The organism is Nostoc sp. UHCC 0302 (assembly GCF_038096175.1).
Taxonomy (GTDB): domain Bacteria; phylum Cyanobacteriota; class Cyanobacteriia; order Cyanobacteriales; family Nostocaceae; genus UHCC-0302.
In genome coordinates this window covers 132,259-143,925 of sequence record NZ_CP151101.1, presented here as the reverse complement: position 1 = coordinate 143,925, position 11,667 = coordinate 132,259, and the positions used below count along the sequence as shown (strand labels likewise).

Here is an 11,667-nt window from a genome sequence, read left to right as displayed (position 1 = left end):
TAATGGTATATTGATAATTACCCATTACTAAATAACTAAAAGCGTTTTTAGTTACGTTAAAGCGTAGGACAATAGTCCACAATCATCCAAACTTCTGATTTGAAAAACCAAAGAATTATTAGGAAAACTAATCTCGCGCCAAGCAAAACACTCTCGAATAGTGTTTTGATGCTGTCCGCCAGAAATACTAAGGTCTGAATTCATTAACTGTAGACCAACTTTTAGGTAAGAGAGGTTGTCAGGAGAAATGCGATTCCAAGTATGAGCTAGTAATGCTCCAAGGTAATCTCTAGCTCTTAACAATGATTCTTTGAATTGTTGATCCCTCCCTCTGTAAGCTGCTGCAAACTCAGCTTGAATGGCATTATCGTCTTCATTCTCATCTGGAGAATGGAAAGATCTTTTAGCAAGCTCTTCAGAAATTAAACCAGCCTGTACCAATTCCTTTTGAAATACTTCCACAAACACATCAAAGATTGCACCAGTTAAGGGAAGAGATAAATCATGAGGTTCTCGACTGACAGTAGACATTCGTTCGTAGTTAAAAGCTTCACGGATTTGTAGAACCTCAGATAATTCGCCTAGTCGGTTTAACTCATTAGTTGTAAAGAGATTACCTTTACTATTCTCCAATATTCGCTCAACCATCTTATTGAAGTGTAGTGATGACACTATGGCCACTAAATCTCCTGCTGATTCATGGAACCCACCATACTCATCTGTATTGGTAGTGCCACTGCTAGGTAGTCCAACTTCAGCAAAAATAATACTATGACCTAACTCGTGAGCGAGGACATCAAAATTTTCGCAGTAAGGCCTGGTTAGGTCAATTGCACCTGTACGGGTTCGTCCATATCCAAATTCCAAGAAACCATAACCAGACTGGGCATTGTCCCAACTAATAAGAGGAATTAGTTCCAGCTTTTCAAAATCTATGCGAAAATGCCACTCAATCCGTCGCCCAAAATAGTCTTCCCAGATGTCTAGAACGCGGCGAACGGTAGCATACATAGTCGCAGCAGAAAATTCTCTGCTATTCACATCCAAATGATCGAAATGTCCATCTAGCCCTGGCAGTACGGGGGGATTGGATGGCCCCAAATAAGGTCGTTGGTTAAATAAACCATAGGGTCTTTTGTTAACTGCGTCTAAAACATACATCCGGTTATCTGCAGGACCAGGCAGAATTTGATCAGGTGAAATTGTGACTCGAACAGTTTCTGGTTCTCTAAAGATTTCTAGGAAACGAGGCTGAGGAAAAATCTTGAATCTTGTTCCTGTCCCGGCAATAGCAGCATCTAATCTCATAGACATATTGATTTTCCTCCTTGGGAGTTTTTACAGAAATAGAGAGCGTCCGACTTCTAAATAATTGTCAGGTTCAACATACTGTGAACGATATAGCAATCCGTGGGAGTTGCAAACAAATTTGTTCTCCCAACCTTGTTCCCTACCTTTACGAGTAAGTTTATAAATCAAATAGGATTGCTATGGTAATGCTGATTAACAACCAGCTGAGAGCGAATGTGTTTGGTAGAAGTTTATTGGAAAGCCGCGATAACTTTGTCGGCTACGGCTTTGCCAACTGTCTCACCGCCAGTAGCATCAAATATCCAATGCACGCCAAGATAGATGCGACTGATCTTGTTTTGTTCGATAGCTTCTCGAAGAGTAAAACTTGCTTCCCATTTTGGACGGACAACGCCCATGTTATCTGTGGTCTTGCCGTTAAATTCGTCGGAAACAAACTTTACAATAATATCCTCAGGTTTCTTACCAACGAGAGCAGCTGCTACCTCAAAACAAGCTGAACCAAAAGTGGCGTGTCCTGATGGATAAGCTGGGAAATTCGGAGTAAAATTGCTCCCAAGTCCTCCGAAGGTAGGTGTTGGAAAAGGGTTACTATTGGGCGCTCCCAAAGGAAGCCAGAAGCGATCGCCTCGTCTCCCTCGAAGACTATTTCCATCCCCCAACCCCGTTGGTCCCCAACCGACTTCTGCCTCACGAATGCCCACCACAGGTCTCCAAAAGTCATAGGCGTATTTCCAATGCCATGCTGCGATTCCAGCATCAGCCATAGCAACATTAATTGCAGTCAATAGTTTAATCTGTTGGCTATGAGGGAGGGATTGAAACTCAGGGATAGAAAGTACAACTTGGTTATAGAGACGTGGTGGAGTTCCAAGTTGGTTAGTGCCATCATAACCCCAGAAAATACCGATTTCAGCCTTATGACGAAAATCTGGATCACTTTGAAGAATGTTGTTCTTGCCACATTCAATCACCTGATCAAAAGCGATCGCATAGTCATCGCTGTTCAAAGCTGGTGGTGCATCTAAAAATGCATCATTTACAACATTACTAAGTACAAAGGGCTTAACTTGTCCCCAGGTACGACCAAAAGCCATTTGCTTTGGGTTGAGCGGATCGGGACGGTGGCGACCAGGCTCTAGACTATAGTTGGTATCCATATCTGGTGAACCAGAACCATCGTTGTTACGAAAATCCAACCAAGCATCGGCAACTTGCTTGCCATAGTTCAGTGCTTCAGAATTAACCCCAATAGTAAGCCGTGAAGTTTCCGTAGAAATAAATTGAACGAAGTCGGGATAAAGTTGCTTTGCCGCGAAGACACCAGCACCCAATAGTGCAGCAGTCCCTGTAGCTTCATCATTACCAATTTCCCCAGGTGGATTCGGTAGGCTTCCAAGTTGCGGATTAAGCTGCCCTGTAACTTTCGCATAAGCATCATGAGCAGCGAGGTGAATAATGGCTAATGCCCGAGAAGTTTTGGTAGGACCTGCGTTGTTAGTGTTAGCCGCGTGACCGTCACTAAAATCTTTGGCGGCTAATTTAAGACCTAAATCGTTAATGCTCAGTATACTCATTGAAGTTCTCCATGTCTTATAATCGAATGGCACTAATAAAAGCTTAAACTTCGTCAAGGCAGGATGTTAGGGGTGGCTGAGTAGCTGTAGTGTTTAAGACAACTAAATTTTAGTTGCGTCAAGGAGTTCAACATCTTCTTAATTCCCCACACCCTACACCCCACCTGACTTTTCACGTTATGTGGAAAAGGTGATTTTAACGTTTTCTCAAGCCCCTATTCTTTCGTTACTTATTGTCATTAGCTTCAAGTTATTGATAATAAGCCTGTGGAAAAAGTAACGTAGTTCTGTTGTTTGAGGACTTCCCGTGAAAAGTCAAACACCCCACACCCTAAAGCCAGTTATATCAGGGCTTTGCGCTCAATTTAGTGCCATTCAGATGTGGACGCTTTAAGCTGATCGGCATCTAAATTTCTGAAGTGATTTAAGCTAGACAAGGGTTTCAGCGCCTAAAATTCCCACTTTAAATGCTGAACAGCTTAGAACTTACTCGTAGTGAGTAGCCACTATTTCTTATAACGAATACCAAACGCAAAATATTCCTAAATTTGCAAAAAAGTTTGTAGCGTTGCAGGATGAATTTTTTATGTCTTTACCGTGTTTTCTAAAAACCAGAAATTTCAACTACTAATACTTGAATTGAAGGGTTTATGGATTTTATTATACGGTAAACTATAGAAGGCTTACGTTAGCTCGTTAGGATATTTGCATTCTTACAATCCAAGCCAGGACATACAAACTCCAAATGCATAATACGAGTTTACATTCCTTTATATTCAGGCTCAAGAATGTTGTGCATTTACCGACTGAACAATACTCATGTTTTGTACGAAAAACTTCTGCTCACTCTTGTTCTAGATGCAATGCTTCGTCTAATACTGCATTCGTAAACTTTATACTTTCCAAGTAAGTCTGGTAAGCTGCCACTGGCACTGTCAACACATCACTCCAAGCTTCCTCTTGTTGATGAAAAACTTGAATTGCTGAGTTCTTGGCAGCATCTAAATTTCCACTTACTAATCCCAAGCGACGAGTTTCCAACACTACTGGTAGTTCCTCGATTAACCCGTGGTAATAATCTCCTACTGCCAGCAAGTGATTATAAATCTCGCGGGAGAGCTTTTTCCCAACTGGTTGTAATAAGTTACAAGTTAATGCAGGAATAAGATGCCAAGTCTCAGCTAGTAAATCTTGTCCAACCCCAGATATCTCTGAAGGAATCAACAAATCCACATCGTTGAGAAACTCTGTTTTAACGGATAAAAACATTACAATGACAATTGCCCACTGTTGTTCTTTTTCTACTGATGCTTCAGGTTCTTCGGTAATCATCACATAGCGCGGTGGTGAATTTCCTGCTAAAAATCTTTGTACTGAAGAGGGATACAAAGATTGTTGCTCTTCATTTGAGAACTCTAGAGGGCTTTGCACCAAACGACTAACTTCCCAGATTTCTCCAGGCTGTGGGATTGGTCTGTTAGTACTTTGTGTATTATTCCTATTTATACGCATAAGTTTGTAAAACCCAACGAAGATGTCTTAATGTTGGGGATTTGAAGTGTGATTGTATTTATATATTAGTTAACGAACGAGCACGCCCAATTATGACGGCTCGTTTAAATCTTTACAAATTTGAGCAACAACAAATATATGAGCTATTGATTTACCATTGATTTCTTGAGTACTCATGTGTTGTTTTCTGCTTGTCAATTGCTTGCTGTTTTTGCTTAACGTTTTCAAATTTGAATAATCCTAACGCCTCAGCAATTCGTTCTACCAGTTCTCGCCAACGTTTACAGACTTCACTCTGGCTAACTCCTAGATCAGTTGCAATTTGCGTTTGTGTTTTTTCGTCAATCTTCCCTTGCCATAGTTTAAGATATTTTTGATAAGGGTACTTTTGATCAAGCTGGTAAATTGCCTCTACCGCTTTAATAATCAAATCTGCACGCTCTGCTGCGTCTAAAATATTGTATTCATCAGGAATTGTATCTAGCAGAGCTATATCTGTCTCAGGAATAGTGCAATCTAAACTTTGATAATTTCGCAGTCTTTCTTTACGAACAAAATCAATGACTTCACATTTAGCTACTGTAAATGCCCAGTGATAAAACTGTTCTAATTCCCTTGATTGAAATTTTCCAGCTTGAATAGTCTGAAAAATTTTTAAATGAACTGCTTGAACAGCATCCTCCCAAGATAAGCTAATCTCCTTAGTGTATTTACGAGCAATCTGCTCTAGTTTGTGGCAATAGTACGAGTCGTGTAGAATTTCCTCGTAATAACACTCTGATTGCTGTTGTGATAACATCTGGCACGTCCTTTTCGCTTGGACATTGTGTGTATTAGTGTAGTTTTTGCTCAAACCACTGCAAGTTAACCCAGTTATTTAGCAATTGCAGCATGTCTAAATGTTGTATTTCATCCTTTGATCTCTTGCTGGTAAAAGGGTTTGTTTGCTACTGATTACGCGCTACAAACCCTACCGGAAGAACTGTAAAGTGCTTTATGCTAATTGACGTTAGCCTGTCTTCTAGGACTAACAATAATGTAAGGAGGTTCGAGTTTAACCCAGCAGTTAAAAGTATTGTGAATCCTCGAACTACATGCTGGTCATTCTTGCAGCTTTAGAATTACAACCAGTAGTGTTCAATTTATATCTTTTTTAACTTACCTCTGATCAAGATTTTTATCATAGTGACACTACACTTTTTTACAAAAAATAATGATTAGGATTTAGATGAAGCTAGTGTCAAAAAATATCATTCCAAAGTAATCGCGTTTTACTTCTTTAGATACATGGAAATCAGACAAGCGTAACTGTTAAGTAAGCCGTGTTTAGATATGAAGCTAACTGAGCTTACATATTGCCGGACTTTTTCTTGATCACATCTAAATTCTCCGTTCCATAGTACTGCTCAGCTTCAGAACGTAAACTAGCAAAGATATAAAACTGTTATTTTAATTTGAAGATTAGATGAATATTGTAACAAGAAACGCAATAGTTTAGATTTCTTCAAAAATAGTTATTTATCTTCAAGCTATTTGGAATATTTACTATTAAAACTGTTGTAGAGTATGAGGCAAAATTAGCGCTAATTTTTAATAATCTTCTAAGGATATCTGCAAACAGGAAAATATCAATAATTCTATTACTTAAAGTAAGTCTAATCTTCCCAAGTTTGAATATTTTTACTAGGGGAGCAGCACATTTCGCTGAGATAACTAGGCATCGCTCCGAAACTCTAATATTTGCGCCACTTATTGCAGAGCGTTTAACCGCTCATCTTTTATCTTAAGTGTGATTACATCTGTGACCTGTTGAAGTTTGTGAAGCATGCTAAAAAATTAGCAACTAACTAATAGTTTATCAAGCTGGTTGCTGTATCTATGATAGCTACAAAATTCTCGATATATCTGCTTGTACTTAAATTTGTTGCACCAACAGTTGTTTTGCCTTAACCACCGAACTGTGCCTTAATAGCTTTTGTGCAACTCCTAAACTTTTTTGCAATTTTTGGAATAATTTAGCTTTGGTATTCGTTATAAGAAATAGAAGCTGTTGATGATGCTAACGGTACTTGATGACAGCTTCAATCAATCGTTGATCTGTTAAAAGCAGCCAAATCTAAATTTTAGGTGCTTTGAATATTTCAACGCAGTATGGTTTGACGAAAGTAATTTATATAACAGAGACAACACTTATGCAAGCCCAAATTCTTACATCTGATTTGTTAGTAGATTTATCTAAAGAGCAACAGCAATTGCTATCTGGAGGTAGAAAAGATGATGATCGGCACAACGACCATAACTATGGCGACGAGTACGAACGTTGACGTAAGCGTGATCGGCACTGTTACTGGCGTAAGCGTTGCTATAAGGAATGGCATTGCTCACGACATTAAAAATATAATAGTGGATTGGATCAATCGTTTATCAAGTTGGGTGAGGAAAGCGGAAGCATGGTAATGAAAACTAAATTACTGAATTTTTTTGCTGTAATTAGCTTGCCTTGTTCGTAACTCAAAAGGATTGCTATGGTAAAGAAAAATGACATATCAATCAAAAAATTGTATGTACTTTTCTAAATCTTTGTCATTACTCTTAGCTGTTGTTTTAGCTTCAAAGTAAATGCATAGAATTATATGACAAACAATTTGATCGCAACTATCATCAACGATATGAAGCCGCCTCATGAAGGAATACCACATGGGGTTCCAGCAAGTTTTGATTGGGCATGTGCTCCTCGTATAAATATGGGGAACAAGCCACGAGGTTTTAGAACCATGATGGCATGGGGACAATTATATGAAGCTGCCGAAGGTAATACTGCTGCTAATACGCGGGTTCAAATAAAAAATATCCAGGCTTATATGCTTAGTAAGAAAGAGAAGAAATGGTATTGCCTCCAAAGTTCAACAGCAGTTGAAGGGGCTGCATATCGAGAGGATTTTACCGAAAATCAGAGCCAAACCGCGGATATTCGTTACGAGCAGGATGGTAGTATTTCAGTTAAGGCAGGCAATGGATACAACTTTCACTTCTGGTGTCCCGGTGATCGGGTTACAATCGATCCTTGCGACGTGGCAGGTATCTTTACGACTGTGCAAGCGCGGTTGGTACTTGATAATACCGAAGGAGAGGATGATCGCTCTAAAGCTCTCTATTTGCTAAGCATGGGCGGCGATTACTGGCTTGACTTAGCTAGTAAGTGGAGCGAATGCACAGTCGATGATATAGCTATTGGTAAGTTTAAGTACGTAACAGAAGAGTGGAAATCTTTCAATATGTCTACTCTTACATCAGACCAAATCTGTCAAAACCCGCCACCACTCTACTAGGGAAGAATGACGCATTCATTACGCCCCTGATGTGCGATCGCCATACCGAATCATGTAAAGCGTCATCCCCGGAGGTTGCTACTTGGGAAAATATCTATGTAATATCACTATCAAGTTAGAGTATTATATAACTTAACTATGCTTAATACTTGTCATTCATCTACCATCACATTTTTGTACTTCTTATTTGCCTTTTACCAGTTTGTTCGACTAGGTACAAGATATGGGTGTTGCTGATTAAGAATATGAATTTGCCTCACCCAAAGGTGCAAAAACTCCAAAAATAAGAGTTAAAGGAGTATCATTTGAGGAATTCATATTTCGATTTAGCAACGCCAAATAAACACTCTTTGAATGCAAGCATTACAGCCTTAATGGCAGTAATTTGGCACAGCGACAAATAAAAGTCACTGTAATGCAATTCACTTCAAACCACCCTGCTGAACCCGCAGGGTGGTTGATTACTTTACTCATCCATTAAGTCTGCATATTGATTGAGGTAATCAACAGCTTCAAGAAAATGGGTATAGCAGTCAAATGCCAAATGGTTTAATTTTTCGCGTACTCTTCTTTTAGTTCGAGCATTGGACTGAATCCAAATAATAGAGTGCCAAGCTTTGTCATATTCCTTAGCACAATTAACAGCAATTCCTAATTTAAATCTTGCTGCTTGGAGTAAGGAGTGATTGCCCGGAACATGATTCAGGGCAACCGCTAAACAACAGTATGTAGAGATCATTTATGCAGCTTTACGCGGTTTGACTGGCTTGCATTTGCCTGGAGACTTTACTTCAGCCTTTTTAGTTTTCGGTGACTTGTTGGCAACATTGTCAGATTTCTTTGAGCGATTAACACGTTTTGGTTGTAATGAAATTTCTTGAACTGGAGGCAGCAATCTCAATGTAGGGAGTGAGAGAACAACTGCTTCATTACTGTTATGATGAACAACTTCAGTTTCTAATGACCAAGGATCGGGTAATTCTTCAAAAGTCTGAACTTGTGGTGTGATTACCTCTGATACTGATACTGGTATTATAGGAGCAACTACATTTACATTGCTAACTGAAACCAGGTTATTAGCTCCAGTAGCAGATACAAATAGTCCAGTAATGAACTGGAATATAACGAGATTAACGAATGCCCAAAAGATAACTACGATTGTCAAGGTAAGCGCAGATTGCATATCCATGATTATTTCTCAACTAAGTATTTGTATTTTTCAATTGATGTACGCAAAGCGTTTTGAAGGCTTGTTCAAATATGAAGGGACTTTGAACAGTTCCTCTCTTGAAGAGGGGACTTCACTTTAGAAATAGCGTAGCGTTTATTTTTCTGAAATTAGCTAAATTTCTTCGTTGTTTTAAAGCTCATTTTGAGAATAGCGCAGCTTTTACTATTTACCTATTTAAAAAACTAAAGTATTATGTATATAAATTTGTTCGCCAAAAATAAATATAGCCCTAAGTCTATGATTAGGATTTGATTTATTAGCTAATCCGTGAAATAAAATATTTATCTCAAACAACAAATAAAAACATTCATCACAATTAATTGAAAGTATGACTAGTGCAACTCCCGATTTAGTTCGCTCGTATTTAAAAGAAATCGCTCGCTACCCTCTGCTGACTCCTGAACAGGAAATTTCCTATGCTAGGCTTGTGCAACAGATGATGGCAATTGAACAGCAGCGGCAAGTGATTGCACTTCAACTCAACCGAAAACTAACAGCAGGGGAATTAGCAGCGGCTCTTGGTAAAACTGAAGCTGAAATAGAGTCAATTATTCATCAGGGGGAACGAGCGAAGCAGAAAATGGTGACTGCTAACCTCCGCTTGGTAGTTTCTGTTGCTAAAAAGTACCAGAACCGAAACTTAGAATTTCTTGACTTGATTCAGGAGGGTACACTTGGCTTATACCGTGGCGTTGAAAAATTTGACCCAAATAAGGGCTACAAACTTTCAACTTATGTCTACTGGTGGGTTATGCAGTCAATCACACGAGCGATCGCCGAACAATCACGAACTATTCGTTTGCCTATTCATATCAACGAAAAGCTGAATAAAATCAAGAAAATAAAACGGGAATTATCCCAGTCCTTGGGTCGGAAACCGACTGTGGTAGAGATTGCTGAAGAATTAAAGGTTAAACCAGAGCAGGTTCGAGAATATATTCAAGCAGACCGAAAGCTAGTTTCTTTAGAAATGCGCGTTGGCAGTGAGCAGGATACGGAATTAAGCGAACTTTTAGCTGACGAAAATGTTTCTCCAGATGAACAATTAAATTTTTCATTGATGCGTCAGAATCTCAAAGACTTGCTAGCGTCCCTAACCCCAATACAACGAGAAGTACTAACTTTACGTTTCGGGCTAGAGAATGACCATCAACTGAGTTTGACTCAAGTTGGCGATCGCCTTAACTTGAGCCGGGAACGAATCCGCCAGCTTGAAAATAAAGCTTTAACAATTCTCCGTCGTCAACAAAGCGACATTAAGGAGTATCTTAATTAATTAAAATTTACTCACGCTCAAGTTGTCGAATAGGAGAGTATGAGCCGAAGCCGCTATCCATCTAACTGGAAACAAATTGCTACTGCTGTAAAGAATTCTTCTGATTGGCGTTGCTCTCGTTGCGATCGCCCTTGTCTGCGCCCAGATGAAAAGCCTGTTGGTTTGTCTAAATCCCAACGCAGAGTTTATAACCTTCAGGTACATCACTACAATTTCGATCCTGCTGACAACCGTCCAGAAAACCTTGCCCCATTGTGCAGTAGTTGCCATTTGTACTACCACCGATTCGGGCGAGGCAATATTTCACCAGGGCAATTATCACTGTTTTAGTATTTAGATGGGCTTTGTTGCATGAAACAGAAAAAAGCCACACCTTCTCTTAATAGAACAGTGAGTTAGTCTTGCACTTTGTAGCTATCTGGTTTGCCCAATTGGATCATGCGATTAAGCGCAGCACATTGCAGGAATAATTCAACAGCTTGATTGTCGAAAAAGCGTCGTCGTAACTTGCCTCCAAAAATACTTTTAAGTCGAAACATAGCGGTTTCAGACAAAGAACGTCTATGATAAGCACTCTGATGTTTCCATTGCTGGCGACCAATTTGCTCTATCTGACGCAGATTTTCATCTCTTGGATGTGGCGGTAGTTCAGAATTTTTAGACTGTTGAATTTGAGCGTTACTACGAGGTGGAATTGTAGCTTTGGCCCCAGCAAGAGCAATGGTATCATAACAGTCGAATGTGTCATAAGCACCATCGCCTGACACCTGTTCAATCTCTTGATTAATCTGCTCTAACAAATCCGGTAAAATCTCGCAATCAGCCATATCATTAGTAGTCACCACCGCAGCCAAAATTTCTCCGGTTGCTTCATCACAGCCAAGATGCAACTTCCGCCACGTCCGTCGTTTACCTACCCCGTGTGCGCGAACCTTCCACTCTCCCTCCCCGTATACTTTCACCCCAGTTGAATCCACCACAACATGGATAGCGTCGTTCTTTGGAATTACAGGCAGTGTCACTGACAACTTGCTCAAACGACGGCATAGGGTAGAGTGATCCGGCACTGCTAGCTCAATCCCCATCAGCATGAACAGTGACTTCCATTACACCCTTCTGCTTGCCGCCCTGGTAAATTAAACACCGATTGAATCGTTACCATAGTGGCGATCGCTACGTCACTATAATAATTTGATGCTCCCTTTCTCCCCGTTTTCTGTTGGTTGCGCCACTGCTCAATTACTTCTTCGTTCACCCAGAAAGTTATACTGCCTCGCTGCTTTAGGGAAGCATCATAAGCGTTCCAATTCCGAACTTTATACTGGGCTTTCGTCTTCATCGTTGGGCTAGGCAAAGGTATTGCGGGGTAGGATTCAGGAAGGAGAGAGCGGTTTTGTAATAGACACAGGCTAGATTCAGGTAGACAAAATC

General features: G+C 39.9%; 10 protein-coding genes and 1 pseudogene. 4 read left to right on the top strand and 7 right to left on the bottom strand.

The genetic code is table 11. From position 1 onward, the window contains the following. Window positions 1-51 precede the first annotated feature (51 nt). From WKK05_RS39065 to WKK05_RS39050, 4 genes are all read right to left on the bottom strand, one after another. Window positions 52-1,314 (bottom strand): hypothetical protein, encoded by a 1,263-nt coding sequence (locus tag WKK05_RS39065; RefSeq protein ID WP_341531903.1) that lies wholly within the window; start codon window positions 1,312-1,314, stop codon window positions 52-54. Between the two features lie 227 nt (window positions 1,315-1,541). Then, on the bottom strand, window positions 1,542-2,888 hold the full coding sequence (locus WKK05_RS39060) for a hypothetical protein (RefSeq protein ID WP_341531902.1): 1,347 nt from the start codon (window positions 2,886-2,888) through the stop codon (window positions 1,542-1,544). Window positions 2,889-3,731: 843 nt separating this feature from the next. Continuing rightward, window positions 3,732-4,400, bottom strand: a complete 669-nt coding sequence (locus WKK05_RS39055; RefSeq protein WP_341531901.1) for a hypothetical protein — start codon at window positions 4,398-4,400, stop codon at window positions 3,732-3,734. A gap of 151 nt (window positions 4,401-4,551) precedes the next feature. After that, complete coding sequence (locus tag WKK05_RS39050; protein ID WP_341531900.1) at window positions 4,552-5,199, bottom strand: sigma-70 family RNA polymerase sigma factor; 648 nt, start codon at window positions 5,197-5,199, stop codon at window positions 4,552-4,554. A gap of 1,393 nt (window positions 5,200-6,592) precedes the next feature. On the opposite strand from WKK05_RS39050, the gene WKK05_RS39045 reads away from it, so the two are divergent. Together WKK05_RS39045 and WKK05_RS39040 are read left to right on the top strand one after the other, a co-directional pair. Continuing rightward, window positions 6,593-6,724, top strand: a complete 132-nt coding sequence (locus WKK05_RS39045) for a hypothetical protein (protein ID WP_341531899.1) — start codon at window positions 6,593-6,595, stop codon at window positions 6,722-6,724. A gap of 450 nt (window positions 6,725-7,174) precedes the next feature. Next, window positions 7,175-7,729 carry a hypothetical protein gene (locus tag WKK05_RS39040; protein WP_341531898.1) on the top strand — a complete coding sequence of 185 codons (555 nt, stop codon included), beginning with the start codon at window positions 7,175-7,177 and terminating at the stop codon, window positions 7,727-7,729. A gap of 466 nt (window positions 7,730-8,195) precedes the next feature. Here WKK05_RS39040 and WKK05_RS39035 read toward each other — a convergent pair whose 3' ends face one another. Together WKK05_RS39035 and WKK05_RS39030 are read right to left on the bottom strand one after the other, a co-directional pair. Continuing rightward, the gene (locus WKK05_RS39035; protein ID WP_341531897.1) at window positions 8,196-8,468 is read right to left on the bottom strand and encodes a hypothetical protein; all 273 of its coding nucleotides are present in this window, start codon (window positions 8,466-8,468) and stop codon (window positions 8,196-8,198) included. Beyond that, on the bottom strand, window positions 8,469-8,918 hold the full coding sequence (locus WKK05_RS39030; RefSeq protein WP_341531896.1) for a hypothetical protein: 450 nt from the start codon (window positions 8,916-8,918) through the stop codon (window positions 8,469-8,471). A 370-nt stretch (window positions 8,919-9,288) separates the two neighbouring features. Here WKK05_RS39030 and WKK05_RS39025 point away from each other — a divergent pair, with 370 nt between their 5' ends. Next, window positions 9,289-10,236 (top strand): RpoD/SigA family RNA polymerase sigma factor, encoded by a 948-nt coding sequence (locus WKK05_RS39025; RefSeq protein WP_341531895.1) that lies wholly within the window; start codon window positions 9,289-9,291, stop codon window positions 10,234-10,236. A gap of 39 nt (window positions 10,237-10,275) precedes the next feature. Next, window positions 10,276-10,566 carry an HNH endonuclease gene (locus tag WKK05_RS39020; RefSeq protein ID WP_341531894.1) on the top strand — a complete coding sequence of 97 codons (291 nt, stop codon included), beginning with the start codon at window positions 10,276-10,278 and terminating at the stop codon, window positions 10,564-10,566. A 65-nt stretch (window positions 10,567-10,631) separates the two neighbouring features. Here WKK05_RS39020 and WKK05_RS39015 read toward each other — a convergent pair. Beyond that, window positions 10,632-11,575: pseudogene (locus tag WKK05_RS39015) on the bottom strand (IS5 family transposase). Between the last annotated feature and the right edge of the window lie 92 nt (window positions 11,576-11,667).